The organism is Enterobacter sp. MG-EB028, assembly GCF_056673305.1.
The window spans coordinates 2,792,820-2,812,020 of the sequence record NZ_CP195079.1 but is presented as its reverse complement, the minus strand read 5'-3'; the positions used below and the strand labels follow the sequence as shown (position 1 = coordinate 2,812,020).

13 protein-coding genes are annotated in these 19,201 nt (G+C 58.9%); all 13 read left to right on the top strand.

The features are described 5' to 3' along the window. The first annotated feature begins 1 nt into the window (after nucleotide 1). The 13 genes from ACR42C_RS13360 (at nucleotide 2) to ACR42C_RS13300 (ending at nucleotide 19,195) form a co-directional block, all read left to right on the top strand. The gene (locus ACR42C_RS13360) at nucleotides 2-994 is read left to right on the top strand and encodes a hypothetical protein (RefSeq protein WP_302218064.1); all 993 of its coding nucleotides are present in this window, start codon (nucleotides 2-4) and stop codon (nucleotides 992-994) included. A 9-nt stretch (nucleotides 995-1,003) separates the two neighbouring features. Next, nucleotides 1,004-1,816, top strand: coding sequence for a type VI secretion system accessory protein TagJ (locus tag ACR42C_RS13355; RefSeq protein WP_316379623.1), 813 nt, complete (start codon nucleotides 1,004-1,006; stop codon nucleotides 1,814-1,816). Beyond that, nucleotides 1,809-2,372, top strand: coding sequence for a type VI secretion system baseplate subunit TssE (tssE, locus tag ACR42C_RS13350; RefSeq protein WP_116339346.1), 564 nt, complete (start codon nucleotides 1,809-1,811; stop codon nucleotides 2,370-2,372). Before ACR42C_RS13355 ends, tssE begins: the two co-directional genes overlap by 8 nt. 2 nt (nucleotides 2,373-2,374) lie before the next feature. Further along, complete coding sequence (gene tssF, locus ACR42C_RS13345) at nucleotides 2,375-4,246, top strand: type VI secretion system baseplate subunit TssF (RefSeq protein ID WP_316379624.1); 1,872 nt, start codon at nucleotides 2,375-2,377, stop codon at nucleotides 4,244-4,246. Continuing rightward, nucleotides 4,243-5,286, top strand: a complete 1,044-nt coding sequence (gene tssG / locus ACR42C_RS13340; RefSeq protein ID WP_116339350.1) for a type VI secretion system baseplate subunit TssG — start codon at nucleotides 4,243-4,245, stop codon at nucleotides 5,284-5,286. Before tssF ends, tssG begins: the two co-directional genes overlap by 4 nt. Nucleotides 5,287-5,324: 38 nt before the next feature. Next, nucleotides 5,325-7,940 carry a type VI secretion system ATPase TssH gene (gene tssH, locus ACR42C_RS13335; protein WP_320720270.1) on the top strand — a complete coding sequence of 872 codons (2,616 nt, stop codon included), beginning with the start codon at nucleotides 5,325-5,327 and terminating at the stop codon, nucleotides 7,938-7,940. Nucleotides 7,941-7,964: 24 nt separating this feature from the next. Then, nucleotides 7,965-9,395: a serine/threonine protein kinase gene (locus ACR42C_RS13330; protein ID WP_479984211.1), complete on the top strand. Its 1,431-nt coding sequence runs from the start codon at nucleotides 7,965-7,967 to the stop codon at nucleotides 9,393-9,395. A 65-nt stretch (nucleotides 9,396-9,460) separates the two neighbouring features. After that, a complete protein-coding gene (locus tag ACR42C_RS13325; protein ID WP_479984210.1) occupies nucleotides 9,461-12,046 on the top strand; it encodes a type VI secretion system Vgr family protein in 2,586 nt (861 codons plus the stop codon). Between the two features lies 1 nt (nucleotide 12,047). Then, nucleotides 12,048-12,554 carry a hypothetical protein gene (locus ACR42C_RS13320; RefSeq protein WP_479984209.1) on the top strand — a complete coding sequence of 169 codons (507 nt, stop codon included), beginning with the start codon at nucleotides 12,048-12,050 and terminating at the stop codon, nucleotides 12,552-12,554. 94 nt (nucleotides 12,555-12,648) lie between these two features. Continuing rightward, the gene (locus ACR42C_RS13315) at nucleotides 12,649-13,203 is read left to right on the top strand and encodes a hypothetical protein (protein WP_479984208.1); all 555 of its coding nucleotides are present in this window, start codon (nucleotides 12,649-12,651) and stop codon (nucleotides 13,201-13,203) included. Nucleotides 13,204-13,206: 3 nt separating this feature from the next. Next, nucleotides 13,207-14,283: a hypothetical protein gene (locus ACR42C_RS13310; protein WP_479984207.1), complete on the top strand. Its 1,077-nt coding sequence runs from the start codon at nucleotides 13,207-13,209 to the stop codon at nucleotides 14,281-14,283. Between the two features lie 76 nt (nucleotides 14,284-14,359). Continuing rightward, nucleotides 14,360-14,800, top strand: a complete 441-nt coding sequence (locus ACR42C_RS13305) for a DcrB-related protein (protein ID WP_116339361.1) — start codon at nucleotides 14,360-14,362, stop codon at nucleotides 14,798-14,800. Nucleotides 14,801-14,803: 3 nt separating this feature from the next. Continuing rightward, a complete protein-coding gene (locus tag ACR42C_RS13300) occupies nucleotides 14,804-19,195 on the top strand; it encodes an RHS repeat-associated core domain-containing protein (RefSeq protein ID WP_479984206.1) in 4,392 nt (1,463 codons plus the stop codon). Nucleotides 19,196-19,201: the final 6 nt, after the last annotated feature.

Genomic DNA, 19,201 nt, shown 5'->3' with positions numbered 1-19,201 from the left:
TATGAAACTTTGGCTATCGGGTTTGGCACTTCTGGCGGTGACCTCCACCGCGCAGGCTGAGAATTTCCGCATCGTGCAGTCTCCTGCGCAGAAGCTGGATATCTGGATCGACAACATCAAAGACAACACGCCGCAGAGCTGGTGTAAGCCTGAGGTGGCGCTGCGTATCGTGGCGAACGGCAAGAAAGACGTCTCGGTGCTGGAAAACTTTGTGCCGCGCCTTGGCTCGCTGCTGGAGCACCAGTGCAGCAAAGTGAATAAGCTGAGCTGGACGCTCAACGATCCGGAGGGGACGACGCTGGCGCAGGGTACGGCCGCCAAAGCGCAGGAGTGGGCGCTGGTGGTGAAACAGCAGCAGGCTGCGCCTGCCGTCACCACGGCCACGTCCAGCGGCGCGTTACTGCCACCGGATCAGAACGTTGCCGCCCATACAGTCGCCGCGGACCGCACGCCGTGGCAGGAATTTACCCTGCAGGACGGCTGCCACCTGCGCACCTTCTGGGAAGGGGGCGCATCCGCACCGGCGCTCTTTATCCCGGATTCTGACACCACCCGCTGCGGTAACGGCAGCTGGCTGAGCGGTCACACCGTTGTCTCTCAGTCCCGCAACGGCGGACAGAAAGAGATGGCGGTGACGTACATTCACGGCTTCCCGGTGATGGGGCTGAATCAGAGCGCCGATCCGGAAAACGCACTGATCACCTCCGTTAACAAAGAGCGCATGGTATTCAGCACCCCGAACAGCGACCAGAGCTGGATGATCCTGCCTTACGATAGCGCCCTGAACAGCTGGAAGAGCAACGGCACGGTGGCGGTGGAGATTTCCCGTGAGATTGCCAGCGACGATGCAAAGCTGCAGGCGCGTATTGCGGCGGTGAAGAAAACCTGGAGCGCCTGGGTCGCACCGGGCACGCCGCTGAATATCGTTCTGATTGATACCCTGCGCCCTCAGCTGCGCGATCCGGCAGTGGGCGCCTGGCGCGCGGCGAATTAAGGAATGGCTATGAATACGCTCTATCAACAACTGGCGGGTGAAACGCTCAACGACGCGCTGGCGCGCCTCGAAGCACAGATCAAAGCCCGTCCGGCAGATGCCGACCTCCGCGCCGCGTTCGTGCAGTTTTTAACCCTCAGCGGCAACTGGACGCGTGCGCTGGCCCAGCTGAAAAGCTGGCTGGCGCTGAAGCCGCAGGCGAAGCCGACCGTCACGCTGCTGGAGCAGTCTATTCAGGGCGAGCTGCAGCGCGCGCAGGTGATGGCGGGGCAGGCGCGTCCGGCCATGCCTGAAACCCAGTGGCCTTGGCTGACCACCCTGGCTATGGCGCTTAGCGAGGACGGCGAGCGTGCGCATGCGCTGCGGCTGGAGGCCCTCGAACAGGCGCAGGCCACTGCCGGTCTCATCACCCTCGAAAATGAGGAGACGCAGGCGTTCGAGTGGCTGATGGACGGCGATGCCCGGCTTGGCCCGGTGTGCGAAACCCTCGTGAACGGCCGTTATTTCTGGCTGCCGTTTAACGCTATCGCGGAGATCCGTTTCCAGGCCCCCGCCAGCGTGACCGACCTGGTCTGGCGTCATGCGCTGGTGCGCCTGACCGACGGTACGGAGCAGGTGTGTCAGATCCCGGCGCGTTACCCGTTTGCTGCCGAGGCTTCGGATGCGATCAAACTGGGCCGCACCACCGAATGGCGGCCGCTCGACGAGGACGGCACCCTCTACGAAGGGATGGGCCAGAAAGCCTGGCTCAGCGAGCAAAGCGAAAGCCCGCTGCTGTCGTTAAGCCTCGTGACGTTTGCGACGGATGGAGCCGATGAGTAATCCCGCTGGCGAAGGCGATCTGCTGCGCAGCGGCTGGCAAGCTCGCAGCAGGCAGGAGAAGGTGGGGGCGCGCGACAAAATGCAGCCCTCGCTGCTGGATCGTCTCACCGATAACGACCCGGAAAAAAAGCGCGAGCCGGCTAACAGCAATCTGATCACCCACGCCGCCCTGCGCCGCAACGTGCTGCGGGATCTGCAGTGGTTGTTTAACACCATCAACCACGATGCCTCCGGCGATTTGAGCGCCTTGCCGCACGTGAGCCGCTCGGTGATTAACTTTGGCGTCGCGCCGCTCGCCGGGAAAAGAATGTCGGATATCGAATGGCACGATATTCAGCGCAAGCTTACCGAGGCCATCATCAATTTTGAACCGCGCATTTTGCCGCAGGGGCTGCAGGTCCGCTGCGTGTCGGATACCTCCTCGCTGGATCTGCACAACGTGCTCTCCATCGAGATCAAAGGGCGTTTATGGTGCGTGCCGTACCCGCTGGAGTTTCTGTTTCGCACCGATGTCGATCTGGAAAACGGCCATTTTGAACTGAAAGATGCGGGGTAATCATGGAAAGTAAACTGCTCGAATATTACAACCGCGAGCTGGCCTACCTGCGCGAAATGGGGGCCGAGTTTGCCGAACGTTACCCAAAAGTCGCCGGACGGCTGGGCATGCGCGGCATCGACGTGGCGGATCCGTATACCGAGCGTCTGATGGAGGGCTTCGCCTTCCTGACCTCCCGCGTGCAGATGAAAATGGACGCGGAGTTTCCGCGCTTCTCCCAGCGTCTGCTGGAGATGATCGCGCCGAACTACCTCGCACCCACGCCGTCGATGGCGATCGCGGAGATTGAGCCCGACAGCAGCCGGGGCGACCTGAGCAAGGGCTTCATTGTGCCGCGCGGCACCATGATGGACAGCCTGGCGCTGAAAAAAACCGGCGTGACCTGCAGCTATACCACGGCGCACGAGGTCAACCTGCTGCCGCTGAAAATCGACAAGGTCGAGCTGGGCGGCGTGCCCGCCGATCTGCCGCTCGCGCAGCTGGGGTTGAGCCAGCGGGGGATCAACAGCGCCCTGCGGATCCGCATCGCCTGCGATGGCCCGCAAAACCTCGGGCACCTGGATTTCGACCGGCTGGAGTTTTTCCTGAGCGGCCCGGACATTGAGGCGCTGAAGCTGCTGGAGCTGGTCATGGAGCATCACGCCGGGATCGTCTGCCAGACGGTCAGCCCGCAGCCGCAGCGACAGCTGCTGGCGTCGGACGCGCTTCGCCAGGAGGGCTTTGAGTCTGACCAGGCGCTCCTTCCGGACGATCTGCGCAACTTTGACGGCTACCGTCTGCTGCAGGAGTATTTTGCGTTTCCGGCCCGCTTCCGCTTCATCAGCCTGAGCGGTCTGAGCACGCTGATCCAGCGCTGTGAGGGTGAAAAAGCCTTCGACATTTTTATTCTGCTGGATAAGTCGGATGAGCAGCTGGAGCGCGTGGTAGACGCCAGCCATCTGGCGCTGCACTGTACGCCGGTCATCAACCTGTTCCCGAAAGTGGCGGCCCGGCAGAAGCTGAATGAAGGGCAGCATGAATACCATCTGGTGGTCGATAACATCCGGCCGCTGGACTATGAAATTTACGCGGTAAATAAAATTTTTGGCAGCGCCGATGGTCAGCGCGACGACCAGACGTTTCGTCCATTCTGGAGCACCTGGAGCGGCGACGCGGGCAACTACGGGGCCTATTTTTCCCTGCGCCGGGAACAGCGCGTGCTCTCTGAGCATGCCCTGCGCTACGGCACCCGTACCGGCTATATCGGTTCAGAGGTGTTTGTTTCGCTGGTGGACGAGCAGCATGCGCCGTGGCAGGAAAACCTGCGCTATATCTCTGCCGAGGTGCTCTGCACCAGCCGCGACCTGCCGCTGATGCTGCAGCAGGAGCTCGGGCAGTTCATTATGGCCGACTCTATGCCGGTGAAATCACTCACCCTGCGTAAAGGGCCGACGCCACCGCGTCCGGCGCTGGCTGAAGGGTTCAGCACCTGGCGGCTCATCAGCCAGCTGCAGATGAACTACCTCAGCCTGATGGACAGCGAGAATGAAGAGGGGGCAGCCGCGCTGCGCCAGCTGTTAGGGCTGTACGCCAACCTGGCCGAGACGCCGGTGGCGCGTCAGGTAGAGGGCGTTCGCCACTGCGTGCTGGAGCCGGTTCACCGCCGCGTGCCTGAACCCGGCCCGGTCGTTTTCGCCCGTGGAATTGGCATCAGCCTGACCGTAGACGAGCGGGCGTTTTCCGGCGCCAGCCCGTGGCTTTTCGGCAGCGTGATGGAGCGCCTCTTTGCCCGTCTGGTCTCTATCAACAGCTTCACCGAGTTCACCCTGAAGAGCCAGCAGCGCGGCGAGATTGGCTACTGGGCGCCTCGCATGGGTAAAAGGGCGCTGGTATGAGTGACGCCGCTACTGCACCGCTGCGCGTACATCGCCTGACGAAGCTGCCGGATGCGTTCTGGCACGGGGTCCGTGAGGCGCCCTGGCGCTACGATCTGTTTCAGCTGTTAAGGCGCATTGATGCCCAGGGCGGCGAGCGCTACCCGCTGGGACGCGCGCCGCTGCCGAAGTTTGAGCCGCTGCGCATTGGCCAGCAACCGTCGATGAGCTTTGCGCCGTCGACGCTGGCTCAGGTCGGCCTGCGTGAGGAAAGCGGGATTCATGAAGTATCAATTTTAAGCTTCGGCCTGTTTGGCCCGAACGGTCCGCTGCCGGTCCATATGACCGAATACGCCCGCGAGCGTATTCATCATCATCAGGACACCAGCCTCAGCGCGTTTGCCGATCTGTTTCATCATCGTCTGGCGCTGCTGTTTTACCGCGCGTGGGCGGATGCGCAACCGGCTGTCTCTCTGGATCGCGCCGATAACAGGCGCTTTGAGGGCTACCTGGCGTCGCTGATTGGCATGGGGCAGCCGGGGCAGATGAACAAAGGCAGCCTGAGCTCTCATGCCCGCTTTACCCACGCCGGACACCTGACCCGTCACGGGCGGGATCCGGAGGGGCTGGAGAAGATCCTGCGCAGCTACTTTAAAGCGCCGGTCAAACTGGTCAGCAACGTGCCGCAGTGGATGCCGCTTTCCACGCGCGAGCAGGCGCAGCTGGGGGAAGGTCGCCGCATGCCGCGTATGGGTGAATCCGCCTTTCTTGGCGTGGCCGTCCGCGACGTGCAGCATAAGTTTCGCATTGAGATTGGCCCGCTGAGCGCGGAGGAGTACAACCGCTTTCTGCCGGGTGAAGCGTGGGTCACCGAGCTGCGCGACTGGGTGCGCCAGTACGCCGGGATTGAATTTGAATGGGAAACGCGGGTGATCCTGCGTGAAGACGCGGTGCAGGGCACCACGCTCGGCAGCAATGGGCGATTAGGCTATAACACCTGGCTGGGCCTGCAGCCGCAGCCTGTCCCGCGTGGCGATCTGGTGTATCGCGCAGAGCGGTAATCCTTCCGTATACCGAATCATTGTTAATGGAAACTAACATGTCAGAAATTAGCCGTGCCGTGCTTTTCGGCAAACTGGATACGCTGTTATTTACCTCTCTGGAAAGCGCGACTGCCTTCTGCAAGCTGCGCGGCAACCCCTACGTTGAGCTGGTGCACTGGCTGCATCAGCTGATGCAGCAGCAGGATGGCGATCTGCAGCAGGTCATCCGCCATTTTGCCCTTGATGAACAGCAGCTGGCGCGCGATATCGTGGCGGCGCTGGACGCTCTGCCGCGCGGCGCAAGTTCCGTTTCCGATCTCTCTGAACATATTGACAGCGCCGTGGAGCGCGCCTGGGTCTTCGGCTCGCTGAAGTTTGGCGTCAGCCGCATTCGCGGCGGCCATTTGCTGATCGGTATCCTCAAAACCTGGAATCTGGCCAACGTGCTGAAAAGCATCTCGGCGCAGTTCACCCGCCTTAACGTTGAGGTGCTGATTGAGCAGTTCGACGCCATCTGCGCCAACAGCAAAGAGACGCAGCAGGCCGCTGCCGCCGTCGACGCGCCCGCGGGTGCGGTCCCGGCGGCTCAGGGTACGCTGGCCCAGTACGGCCAGGACCTGACCGCCCGCGCACGCGACGGGAAGATTGACCCGGTTGTCGGGCGCGACGAGGAGATCCGCCAGATGGTCGATATCCTGATGCGTCGCCGCCAGAACAACCCGCTGCTGACCGGGGAAGCCGGGGTTGGGAAAACGGCGGTGGTGGAAGGGCTGGCGTTGCGTATCGCTGACGGCGACGTCCCGGAGCCGCTGCAAAATATTCAGCTGTGGCTGCTGGATATCGGCATGTTGCAGGCCGGCGCGGGCATGAAAGGTGAGTTTGAAGCCCGTCTGCAGGCGCTCATTAACGAAGTCCAGTCCAGCGCCACGCCGATCATTCTGTTTATCGATGAGATCCACACCCTGATTGGCGCAGGCGGCCAGCAGGGGACCGGCGATGCAGCGAACCTGCTGAAGCCCGCGCTGGCGCGCGGCCAGCTGCGCACCATCGGCGCCACCACCTGGGCAGAATACAAAAAGTACATTGAGAAAGATCCGGCGCTGACCCGTCGTTTCCAGACGGTGCAGGTTCACGAGCCGGACGAAGCGAAAGCCATTCTGATGCTGCGCAGCACCGTGTCGCCGCTGGAGACGCACCACCAGGTGTTGCTGCTCGACGAAGCGGTCAGCGCGGCGGTGAAGCTGTCCCACCGCTACATCCCGGCGCGTCAGCTGCCGGATAAAGCCGTGGCCCTGCTCGACACCGCCTGCGCCCGCGTCGCGGTGAGCCAGAGCGCGCCGCCTGCGCAGCTGGAAGACTGCTTGCGCCACCTTGCTGCGCTTGACGTGGAAATTGAGATCGCAGAACGCGAAGCGCGCATGGGGGCCGGTGATGCCGAGCGCGTCACGGCATTACGCGCCGAACGCGACGCGTTCGAAACAAAACGCGAAGCCCTGGCCCGGCGCTGGGAAGAAGAGCGCAGCCTGGTGCAGGAGATTATCCGCCTGCGCGCCGCGCTGTTCGTGGCGGGCGAAGAAGATACCGCCGAGCTGCGCGGCCAGCTGGCGGAACAGCATCAGGCGCTGAACGCCTTACAGGGTGACGAGCCGCTGCTGTTTGCCGCAGTGGATGAAAACGTGGTCGCCGCGGTCGTCTCTGACTGGACCGGGATCCCGCTGGGCCGGATGGTGAAAAACGAGATCGACGCGGTACTCAACCTTGCCGACACGCTAAACCAGCGCGTTATCGGCCAGCGTCACGGTCTGGACCTGATTGCCCGCCGCGTGAAAACCTCCCGGGCGAAGCTCGACGATCCGAACAAACCGGTGGGCGTATTTATGCTGTGCGGCCCGTCCGGCGTCGGGAAAACCGAAACCGCGCTGGCGCTGGCGGAATCCCTGTACGGCGGCGAGCAGAACGTTATCACCATCAACATGAGCGAGTTCCAGGAAGCGCACACCGTTTCCACCTTAAAAGGTGCGCCTCCGGGGTACGTAGGGTATGGTGAAGGCGGCGTGTTAACCGAGGCCGTGCGCCGCCGCCCTTACAGCGTGGTGCTGCTGGACGAAATTGAAAAAGCGCACCCGGACGTCCATGAGATTTTCTTCCAGGTCTTCGACAAAGGCTGGATGGAAGACGGCGAGGGGCGCCACATTGATTTCCGCAACACCATCATTATTCTGACGTCCAACGTGGGCACCGAGCTGATTAGCGCCATGTGCGCCGATCCGGAGCTGATGCCTGAGCCGGACGCCTTGAGCGGCGCGCTGCGCCAGCCGCTGCTGGAGGTATTTCCGCCGGCGCTGCTGGGCCGCCTGCTGGTGGTGCCGTACTACCCGCTCAGCGACGAGATGCTGGGGCAGATTGTTCGCCTGCAGCTTAAGCGTATTCAGCGTCGTCTGGAGGAGAATCACAGCATCATTTCTGAGTTTGACGACAGCGTGGTGGAACAGATTGTTCAGCGCTGCACCGAGGTGGAGTCCGGCGGCCGCATGGTGGATGCTATCCTGACTAACACCTTGCTGCCTCAGATGAGCCAGATCTTACTTACCGCCAGCCGCAGCGACGAGCAGTACCGACGTCTGCACGTCACCTGCGAGCAGGGCGAGTTTCACTGTCAGTTTGCCGCGTAATAATCATCAAGAGAACTGTAAAAGATGACGGATAATGATAACAATCGGACTGTCCCAAACGCGCTCCCGGTCGGGTACCGCTTCAACGAGTTTGAAATCAAAGAGGTGATCGGCGGCGGCGGTTTTGGCATTGTCTATCGCGCGTGGGATCACCAGCTCGAACGCACTATCGCTATCAAAGAATTTATGCCTGCCTCGCTCGCCGTGCGCGGCGACGACATGACCCTGGTGCTGCGCAGCGAACGCTTTGGCAAAGCGTTTTCCGCGGGCCTGAACAGCTTTATTCAGGAAGCGCGTCTGCTGGCGCGTTTTAACCACCCGAACCTGCTGCACGTCCTGCGTTTCTGGGTGCAAAACGACACGGCTTACATGGGGACGCTGTTTTATAGCGGCACCACGCTTTCACGCCTGCGCGAAGAAAAACCGGAGCTGATCAACGAGGCCTGGATCCGCCGCACGCTGCCGATGCTGTTCGGCGCGATCAAGACCATCCACGACGAAGGCTATCTGCACCGTGACATCTCGCTGGATAATATTCAGATCCAGGATAACGGCCTGCCGGTGCTGCTCGATTTCGGCTCCGCGCGCCGCACCATCGGTAACCTTTCCGACGAAACGGAAACCATGCTGCGCCCCGGCTTTGCGCCGATTGAGCAGTACACCGACGACAACGAGAGCGAGCAGGGGCCGTGGACGGATATTTACGCCCTCGGCGCGGTGCTGCGTACCCTGATTGTGGGTTCTCCGCCGCCGGTCAGCGTGGTGCGCTCCATCCAGGACACCTGCAAACCGCTGGTGGAAATCATGCCGCAGGGCTACTCCATCCCGATGCTGCAGGCCATCGACCGCGCGCTGGCGCTGCACATGGAGGATCGTCCGCAGTCTATCGACGAATTTGCCGCGCTGATTGAGATGCCGGTCGCCGGAATTAACGACGTGCTGACGGCGAAAAAGCCCGGCACGATGCTGGTACCGGTGGAGGAGGAACAGCCGGCGTCGCTGCTCGACTGGCGTCGCTACAAGATCCCGGGCATGGTTGCCGCGGGCGTGCTGGTGGGCGTTGTCGCCGGAGCGATGCTGTTCAGCGGCGGTAATGATGCACCTGAGCAGGCTGCACAGGCACCGGCAGAGACGCGTCCGACTGAGACCGCCGCGAACACGCCTGACGTGAAGCCAGAAGCCGCGAAGGCTGGCGAGCAGACGACTGCGCCGGAGACAGCGCAACAAACGCCACCGCCTGTCGCGAGCCCTGTTGCGCTGGTCTATATCCGCATTCTCGACGGCGAAACCCTGAAAGTGAACGGCGAGCCAAAAGCGCTGCGTCCGGCGGCGAACGGCTATGCCTCGCTCAAGCTGCCAGCCGGTGAGGCGAAGATTGAACTGCAGGGCAACGGGAGAACGCGCAGCCAGACGCTGGATATCGGTAAGCCGGGCACCTGGCTGGTGAATCCGTAGTATTACGCTCAGTCAAAGATGCGAACCTCTTTTCTGAATCGCATAAGCTATATGGAATAAAGATTATGCTCAACCGAATTACCGTTCAGCTCCCGGTGGAGGGGCTTCTGTTCTGGAAACTGACGGGCCGCGAGGCGATGTCCGAGTCGTTCGCGCTGACGCTGACCGTGCTCGGCACGGACGCGCGCATCGACCGCAGCAAGCTGCTGGGCCAGCCGGTCACGGTGACCATCCCGACGCAGAACCTGCTGACCTCCCGCTATATTAACGGCAAGATTACCCGCGTGGCGGTCAGCGCCGTTGAGCTGACGGGCACGCGCTATGCGGTGTACCAGCTGACGGTGGAGCCGGACCTGTGGCCGATGAAGCGCGACCGCAATCTGCGTATTTTCCAGGGCCAGACGGTGCCGCAGATTGTGAAAACCCTGCTGGGCGAGCATCAGGTTAACGTTGAGGATAAACTCACCGGCAGCTACCGGGTGTGGGACTACTGCGTGCAGTATCAGGAGTCGAGCCTGGACTTCATCAGCCGCCTGATGGAGCTGGAGGGGATTGCGTATCACTTCCGCCATGAGGCGGACAAGCACACGCTGGTGCTTACCGACGCCGCCACGCAGCATCAGCCGTTCAGCGGCTATGAGGTTATTCCTTACCACCAGACGCCGTCCGGCGGCAGTACGGACGAAGAGGGCATCAGCCAGTGGGCGCTGGAGGACAGCGTGACGCCGGGGATTTACAGCCTCGACGACTATGACTTCCGCAAGCCGAACGCGTGGCTGTTCCAGGCCCAGCAGAACCCGGCGTCGCCGAAGCCGGGCAGCATCGACGTGTACGACTGGCCGGGTCGCTTTGTCGACAAAGGGCACGGGGAGTTCTATGCCCGTATTCGTCAGGAGCGCTGGCAGGTTGAGCACCAGCAGATTCAGGCCACCGCCACGGCGGCGGGGATAGCGCCGGGGCACACCTTCACGTTAACCAACGCGCCGTTCTTCAGCGACAACGGGGAGTATCTGGTGACGGCGGCGGGCTACCACTTTGAAGAGAACCGCTATGCCAGCGGCGAGGGGGAGACCATTCACCGCACCGATTTCACAGTCATTCCGTCGGCGGTGGTGTACCGCCCGGCGCAGTCCACGGCGTGGCCGCGCACCTACGGCCCGCAGACGGCGAAAGTGGTCGGGCCGAAGGGCGAGAGTATCTGGACGGACAAATACGGTCGCGTGAAGGTGAAGTTCCACTGGGACCGTCTGGCGAAAGGCGATGACACCAGCTCCTGCTGGGTGCGCGTGTCGAGCGCGTGGGCAGGCCAGGGCTACGGCGGGGTGCAGATCCCGCGCGTCGGCGACGAGGTGGTGGTGGACTTTATCAACGGCGACCCGGACCGTCCGATTATTACCGGCCGCGTGTATAACGACGCGAGCATGCCACCGTGGGCGCTGCCGGCTGCGGCGACGCAGATGGGTTTTATGAGCCGCTCTAAGGGTGGCTCCGTGGACAACGCCAACGCCCTGCGCTTTGAGGATAAAGCGGGCGCAGAGCAGGTGTGGATCCAGGCCGAGCGCAACATGGACACAAGCGTTAAAAATGATGAAACGCACAGCGTCGGCGGGGCGCGCAGCCATTATGTGAAGAAAAATGAGCTGCATCGTGTGGAAGCGAACCAAACTCAGGCGGTGAAAGGCGGAACCGAGATCCTGACGGGGAAAGGCAAGCTGGATGCGGCGGTCGAGCAGTATGTTATTGCTTCCGGGACGAAGCTGCGACTGGTCTCGGGTGAGAGCGCTATTGAGCTGAACGCTAACGGCAAGATTAACCTGATCGGCAAAGAGTTTAACTTCTTCGTGGAAGGGGATGGTTATATCACCACGGGCGGTAAGCTGCATCTGAATACCTCGGGAACCAAGCCGGGCACAACGGCACCGGGATCGGGGCATAAAGGGGATATTGATGCGGCGGTGCAGGCGAAGTTTTCACCGCAAGAGAGCGCCAGTCGTCCTGCCCCTGCTGCGGCTCCAGCAGCAGGCCAATCGAAACCTGCTCCAGCTTCGGCGTCAACAACAGCCCCGCCTTTGAAAGGGAATTATGTTTATAAAAATAATCCGAATAGCTCAGACGTTATGCCTTTCAATGATGATGTTGTTAAACAAATCAACAAGTCACCGACCCTTCAAACTCAGCTAAAAGATTTGAAAGACAAGGGATGGGCGATTCAACCAGGAGCGGCTGGTGGGGGAAGTTATGCTGAGGCGGATAATAAATTGATCGTTATGGATCCTGAACACATGGAAGACACGGCCACGACGGTACAAACTTTAGCTCATGAAGCAGGACATGCCACATATCCTGTTGCTGCAGATTATTCGAGTAAAGAAAACTTCATTAACAGCCAGCTAATGGATGAAGGTGGTGCAACCTTGAATAATATCAAAATACAGCGTGAAATTCTGGGGAATGGCGGTATTGATATTGATATAGCAGGAAGCCCGGAAAATCTCAAAGCTTACAATGCAGCCTATGATAAAATGGTAAGTGGAGAGCTGTCGCGGGTTGACGCTGCAAAAGCTATAGGTAAAGTCTACGGTAAAGGCGAAATAGCTTCGGGTACTGATCTCAATTACAGCGATTATTACGGGGGTTTCTATGGTAAGTAGAATGACAAAAATTACCATCCTCTTTTTGCTCCCACTATTTTCAACTTTTTCTTACGCAGGACAAACAAACATGAACCAAGATTCTTTATGGCATATTGTTAAAGAACTCAAAACAGTCTGGGGAAAACAGACCGAGGATGTCAGTAAACTTTTCCATCAACCACTGGTCCAAAAAAATCCAGAAGTGAAAGACCGTTATACGTCAGTTCCATTCACATTATCTGATGGAACGCGTATCAGTGATTTAGATGTTCGTTTATGGGGAAACGGAGATAATAGCGTTTCACTTGTCTCGTTTGTAATCGAACAGCCTTGCATTACGCTCGAACAAGTCAAAACGCATTTCCCTGATGTGAAAATTTCTAACATTCCTCGTGGGAATACCGCAGGACAATCTGTTGGATACCGAACCGTTACTGATGAGAGAGGACTTGCATGGGCATTTAGTTTTCCGGTGATGAACCAGGAATGCCTAAATAGAGTCGTTATGTCGCGTTACGATCGTTAATAAGTGTTGTGTTTTCATGCCGGCACGGGTATTTCGTTACCGGTTTGCTGCATCCGTGAAAAGCGTAATTTACATCAAGTCAGTGACGTTTAACGTGAAAAAACACACGCCCATATTTCTTTGTTTTTCCCTGATGTTAAGTTGTCTGAGTGGCAATGTGGTTTTGGCAGAGGCTATGCCGCCTGTTCTGACAAAACAGGATTTTTCCGTGAAGGTCAAAGACCAGTCCATCGCCCTGGGCGACAGATGGACTCCTGATATTGCCTGTAAAATTGAAATGCCAGTGGAAGGCAGTTTTACCGGTGAGGTTCCTTTTGACGGAATGAACTATAAATTCTTCCAGCATCAAAGGGCTGGGTTAGAAATATTCAGTTCCAATCTCTGGTGGGATAAAGCGGAAAGAAGCGTTGATGATTATATCGTGTCTCAAATTACGCTGACTGACCAAGGCTTCGCAACGCCGCGTGGTATCCATGTGGGTTCAACGAGAGAGGAACTGAACAGCGCATACGGTACCGGTCAGGTCGACAATGATTCGGGGGAACAGTGGATTACCTACGAGTTGGGTAAAAAAGCGCTCTCGTTTGAGATGAAAGACGGCAACGTTTTGAAAATAAGCATGAATTACAACAATGGCTCTTCAGAGTAATTTATGACCAAGAAATATTTGGCAGTCGTCTTGTTCACCGCTTTATTGACAGGGGGCGTTGAAACGTCATCGGCGCTTGAATTATCGCAATACAATAAGCTCAATACGGTTAGTCGCATCGTTAATGATAGCGAAGTGACAGACAATCTCAGGAAGACGCTGGGAAATCATTACCAGACCTTTATTGATAACTTTGATGTCTTCGGGGAACCGCATACCACCCCAGGTGGCGGATTGTTTGTTGAAGGTTGGCTAAAGGATCTCTATCAGGAGAACGCGTCCGCGCTGGTCATCAATCCTGACGGCAAAATCTTTGCGGCCTGGGTGATTCCGGAGTCGGACGTTATTCATTACCAGTCTTCTGATAATAGCCCGGTTATTCATGCCGATATTCTGCAGTGGGCCGCCAGATTCAATGCGAAGCATTTTGCAACGAACAGCCAATCAGACCTCGCGTTTGACGGAGCTTGGGCCGGCGAATTCGAGAACGACTCAACGTTAACCCTGCGTTTAGCTGAATCAGGTAACCGTATCACAGGCTCCTATTGCTATATTTCCCAGAGAGGAAACCGCATAGATTGCCCGGAAGATGATGAGCAAAATCTTAGCGGTACGATCGCTGGCAATCGTGCCAGCGTTGAGTTCAACTCATCGTTTGGCGGCGTGGGCGGACGAGCTGTTCTGGAAATAAAAGGGAGTGAAATGGAATGGCGTTTAGTCACTCCTCCTCAAAAAGGAAATTATTATGCACCGCTGCGTTATACGTTACGTAAAGCCGCATCGGTTTATAGCGCTGAAACCAGAAAACTGGACACCGAAAAATTCGCTATTTCTCTTATAAACACGTGCGGTCATTTTGATAGCGAATGTGACGAGATGGTTTATCTCGGCGTGCGCAAAAGCGATAACAGTACCATCTCATTAAAGGGAAAAACGCTGCACGATCCAGCAGGTAAAATAATTGGTTCAACATACAAAAATGGCGAAGTCGCTTACATCGTGACGTACGCACCCGTGAAATTGGTTGTCAGCAAAGGCAACCATGTTTTAGTTGAACAGTCAGGCCAGTGGCTTAAATAACTATACAGCCAGCCAAAGGGCCAGCATGGATTGGCCTCTTTTGTTTCTCATCATATTAATCATCCCGAGTTCACTTATGAAATACACCCTTCAGGAAGGTTCGTTTTCCCTTTTTCCTGCTGCCTGGCAGGATAACAGCATGAACATTATTCGCGATGACGAAAGCGGGCTGTCCGTGGTGGTCAGCCGCGGCGTTATCCCGGACGGCAGCGACTACGAACAAGAGTTTCATCGCCAGTGGGACGTGCTGCGTCCTCAGATGGGTGAGATAGCCCAGAGCGAATTCCGGAACGTAAAAGCCGGTCCTGATGGAAAAATTAGCGGACTGGAAGTCGAGACCACCTTTGACCGTAACGGACAGCGCCTGTGGCAAAAACAGCTTGCCGTTCAGACGCCGGGCAAACCGGTATTGATGATTTTTACCCTCTCGGCATTAAGAACATTCACCGAAGAGGACGAGGTGCGCTGGAGCGCGCTTAAGCAGAGTCTGACGCTAAACGACAACCGGAATGTGTAAGGCATGAGCGATAACAACGCGGCTCGTAAGGGCGACGAGATTATTCACTCCAGCATTTTTGCTGACATCACCAGCATTGTGGCGGAAGGTGCCGCCTATGCGGTGATTGGCGCGGCGGTAGGGCTGGCGGCAACGGCTGCCGCGCCTCTACTCGGTGCGGGTGCTGCCGCCGCAGGCGTGGCGGCAATTGGATCCAGCTGTTTGTTAAGCGGGATTATCGGTGGCGTGCTGGCGAACGTGGCGGGTATTACCGACGATATCAGCAACGCCGCGGAAGGATTAGGCAATGCGCTTTTCCCGCCGTCACCTGCGGGTAAAATCACCACCGGTTCAAATAACGTTCTCACCAATGCTATCCCCGCCGCACGCGCGGCAGGAACGCTCACGCCCGCCGATACCCCTTCCCCTGAGCCGCAGTCGCCGGGCAGCTTTGCCGATTACGCGGGCATGCTGCTTTCCGCCGCCGGACAGTTTGGTAGCGAAATGTGGCAGCCGAGCGTGGCCTCTGCCGCCGCGGGAACCTCGCCGCTGGAAGAAGATAAGGTGGCGTGTGAAAAACACTCCGGGCCGCAGTACCTGGCGGAAGGCTCTAAAAGCGTCTTTATCAACGGGCAGCCCGCGGTGCGTGCAAAAGATCGCACCACCTGCGAAGGCACCGTTTCTGACGATGTCTCCCCGAACGTGATCATCGGCGGGGACACGCTCACGGTCCGCGATATTAAAAGCGGTAAAACGCCGGGCCTGGCGCTGGGGATGATTGCGCTCTCCCTGCTGCGCGGGCGCCCGGGCAAGATCCTCAAAAACATGCCCTGCGCGCTGGCAGCGGCTGGCGGTGGGATGCTGGCCGATATGGCGGTGAATGCCGTGTTCGGATCCTCGCACCCGGTTCACGCCGCCACCGGCGTGAAGGTGCTGAATGACGACGACGAGCTCGATTTCTCGCTGCCGGGGCGCTTCCCGCTGCGCTGGCAGCGCAGCTATAACAGCCTGACCACCCGCGAAGGGCTATTCGGTCTGGGCTGGGCTACAACCTTTGACAGCTATCTGACGCTGGAAGATAACAATGCGACCTGGTTCGATGAAACCGGGCGCGAGCTGAGCTTTGAACTGCCGCCTGTCGACCAGGCTTTTTACAGCATCAGCGAAGGCATCATTATCCGCCGTAATGAGAGCGGCGACGTGGCGATTGCCGACGATGACGGCGCGGTGTGGCGTCTGTATAAACCAACCCGGGCGAACCCCTCCATCCTGCGTCTGGCCTCCCTCAGCGATGAATACGGCAACGCGCTGCTGACGGCGTGGGACGAGCACGGCAGGCTGATCGGTCTTCACGACGAGCCGCGGGCTATCGACGTCACCCTGCGCTATGAGGATGAACGTTTCCCGCAGCGGGTTACCGCAGCCAGCCATTTCGACGGCAACCAAACCTGGCCACTGATGCAGTGGGGCTACGACGCGCGCGGCCAGCTGGCGAGCGCGACGGACGCATCCGGCGTGGTGACGCGTGAATACCGCTATAACGACCACGGCCTGATGGTCTGGCACCGGATGCCGGGCGGTCTGGAGAGCGAATACCGCTGGAAAAAATTCGATCACTGGCGCGTGGTGGAAAACCGCACCAGCACCGGTGACGGCTGCCGCTTTAGCTATGATTTAGCAGCCGGGCTGACGACCGTCGAACACTACGACGGTCAGACGCGCCGCCACTACTGGAACGCGCAAAATCTGATTGTCCGCTACGTTGACGAGCGCGGTGAAAACTGGTGCTACGAGTGGGATGAGAATGAACTTCTGACGCGTCGCATCGATCCGCTCGGAAACGCCGTCACCTTCGTCTACGACGAAATGGGCAACCGGGTTCAGGAGAGCGACGCCGACGGCAACACCCGCACCACCACCTGGCTGGAACACCGCGCGCTTCCTGCGGCCATTATTGAAGCCGACGGCAGCGCCACCCGGTTCTGGTACGACGAACACCACGGGCTGAAGCGCGTGGTGGATCCGATGGGGCAGACGACGCTGCTGCGACGGGATGAGTTTGGCCTGGTTGTAGAAGAGGTCGATGCCGCAGGCAACAGCCGCTATCAGGAGTACAACGAGGCCGGGCAGATCGTACGTTCGACGGACTGTTCCGGGCGTATTACCCGCTATCGCTATCACCCGCTGGGCTGGCTGGTAGCTGAGATTAGCGCCGATGGTGAAGAGACGCGTTACCGCTACGACGCCGCAGGGCGTCCGGTGCAGCTCGACCGACCGGAAGGCTGGACGGAGTCGCTCAAATGGAACGAACGTGGCCTGCCGGTGAAGCATGCTGCCGCCGACGGGAAAGAAAGTGAGTTCAGATACGATGAGGCCGGGCGCTTAACCGCCACCCGTAATACCCAGGGTGAAGAGGTCCGTCGCCGCTGGGACAGCCGCGGGCGTCTGATTGCCCTTGAAAACGAAAACGGCGAAGCGTATCAGTTCCACTGGGGCGCGGACTCGCTGCTGCTGGAAGAGGTGGGGCTGGATGGCGTAGCCTCGCAGTATCGCTATGACGCCTGCGGGCGCACAATAGCACGCACGTTTGCCGCCGGTCATCCGGAGGCCATCACCCACGCCTTCGCCTGGAGCGCGAGCGGCCAGCTGGTCGCCCGCACCACGCCGGAAGGGCAGACCCGCTATCACTACACTCCGTCCGGGCTGTTAAGCCGGATTGGGCTGCATCCTGCGCTTTCAGCCGACGCGTGGACCACCGAGGCAGAGCAGGAGCTTGCCTTTGAGTATGACGCACTCGGTCGCGTCACCCGCGAAGCGGGCGAGCACGGCGAGCTGGCGTGGGAGTATGATGCGCTGGGCAACCGCACCTCCGTCACGCTGCCCGATGGTCGCGAGCTGAAGCAGTTCTACTACGGCAGCGGGCATCTGCTCAGCATTGCTCTGGATAAGCTCTCGGTTTCCGATTTTACCCGCGACGAACTTCACCGCGAGACCAGCCGCACCCAGGGTCTGCTGACCACCCGCAGCGAATACGACCGTCTTGGACGCCTGCATCGCCGGGACGTTTTTACCGGCAATGCCCAGCGCCCGTCGCCGCGCCGCTGGTCCCGCCGCTGGGATTATGACTACCGCAATAACCTGGTGCGGGAAGAGCGGGACGATAACCCGTTCAGCTGGTACCGCTGGCAGTACGACAGCGCCGGGCGTCTGCTGGTTCAGGACGGTACGCTGCCAGGCCAGGAACAATGGCGCTGGGATGCTGCCGGTAACCCGCTTGAAGGCTCTGCTGAGAAGGTCACGCACAACCGCCTGACGCAGCTGAACGGCATTCGCTGGCGCTATGACATCCACGGCCGTACCGTGGAGAAGGATAACGGCCAGACCCGCTGGCACTACCGCTATGACGGCGAGCATCGCCTGACGGAGGTCATCAGCCAGCCGCGGGACCGCAACAGGCCGCAGACGCAGGTCAGCTTCCGCTACGACCCGCTCGGGCGACGCATCAGCAAAACGCGACGCCAGATGCTGGGCGGACAGCCAGCCGGCAAGCCGGTCACCACCCGGTTTGTCTGGGAAGGATTTCGCCTGCTGCAGGAGGTGCACGGAGATGTGCCGCTCACCTACGTCTACAGCGATCAGGACAGCTATGACCCGCTGGCGCGTATTGACGGCGTTGATGCCCCGGAGATTTTCTGGTTCCACTGCCAGCCGAACGGCACGCCGGAGCGGATGACGGATATCGAAGGGCAGGTGCGCTGGGAAGGGGTGAACAGCGCCTGGGGCAAGCTGCTGCGGGAAAGCGAGACGCAGGTATCAGGATATTCTCAGAACCTGCGTATGCAGGGGCAATACCTGGACCGTGAGACAGGGCTGCACTACAATCTGTTCCGGTATTATGACCCGGACTGCGGAAGGTTTACGCAGCAGGACCCGATAGGGCTATATGGTGGGTTAAATCTTTACAGCTATGCTCCTAACCCATTAGGTTGGATAGATCCGCTGGGTCTATGTAAGAGAGGGGATCCCAATGCAACTGAGTCTATATTTAGGGTTCAAGGGGGAACGCCACCAAATGCAAGTCGGGTCAGAATCAAATTAGATTCTGCTAATAACCCAAAAATTCAGCGTGGAACCTTAAATATCAGTATTGGAGATAGCTCGCATGCTCAGCATTTCCTTGATATTAGAGGTGGTAATGCAGAAATTGTCTCCTTTAAAGTTCCTAAGTGGATGGCGGATTTCATAGAAGAAAGTGCAATACCTCAGGCCGGTTATCGTACTAATCCGTTAAATCAAGGTGGGTTAGCTCCTAAGCGTGTCGATCCGACAACGCCAGGTAGATCGTATGAATTACCATCAATATGGGCAGAATGGCTTGAAGAAGTAGCGATTCCAGGCTCGGGGAATGTAAAATAGGTTACT

Excerpts from the sequence above, each read along its gene's own strand:
- ACR42C_RS13360 (WP_302218064.1), top strand. The coding sequence starts at position 2 with ATGAAACTTTGGCTATCGGGTTTGGCACTTCTGGCGGTGACCTCCACC.
- ACR42C_RS13355 (WP_316379623.1), top strand. The coding sequence starts at position 1,004 with ATGAATACGCTCTATCAACAACTGGCGGGTGAAACGCTCAACGACGCG.
- tssE (WP_116339346.1), top strand. The coding sequence starts at position 1,809 with ATGAGTAATCCCGCTGGCGAAGGCGATCTGCTGCGCAGCGGCTGGCAA.
- tssF (WP_316379624.1), top strand. The coding sequence starts at position 2,375 with ATGGAAAGTAAACTGCTCGAATATTACAACCGCGAGCTGGCCTACCTG.
- tssG (WP_116339350.1), top strand. The coding sequence starts at position 4,243 with ATGAGTGACGCCGCTACTGCACCGCTGCGCGTACATCGCCTGACGAAG.
- tssH (WP_320720270.1), top strand. The coding sequence starts at position 5,325 with ATGTCAGAAATTAGCCGTGCCGTGCTTTTCGGCAAACTGGATACGCTG.
- ACR42C_RS13330 (WP_479984211.1), top strand. The coding sequence starts at position 7,965 with ATGACGGATAATGATAACAATCGGACTGTCCCAAACGCGCTCCCGGTC.
- ACR42C_RS13325 (WP_479984210.1), top strand. The coding sequence starts at position 9,461 with ATGCTCAACCGAATTACCGTTCAGCTCCCGGTGGAGGGGCTTCTGTTC.
- ACR42C_RS13320 (WP_479984209.1), top strand. The coding sequence starts at position 12,048 with ATGACAAAAATTACCATCCTCTTTTTGCTCCCACTATTTTCAACTTTT.
- ACR42C_RS13310 (WP_479984207.1), top strand. The coding sequence starts at position 13,207 with ATGACCAAGAAATATTTGGCAGTCGTCTTGTTCACCGCTTTATTGACA.
- ACR42C_RS13305 (WP_116339361.1), top strand. The coding sequence starts at position 14,360 with ATGAAATACACCCTTCAGGAAGGTTCGTTTTCCCTTTTTCCTGCTGCC.
- ACR42C_RS13300 (WP_479984206.1), top strand. The coding sequence starts at position 14,804 with ATGAGCGATAACAACGCGGCTCGTAAGGGCGACGAGATTATTCACTCC.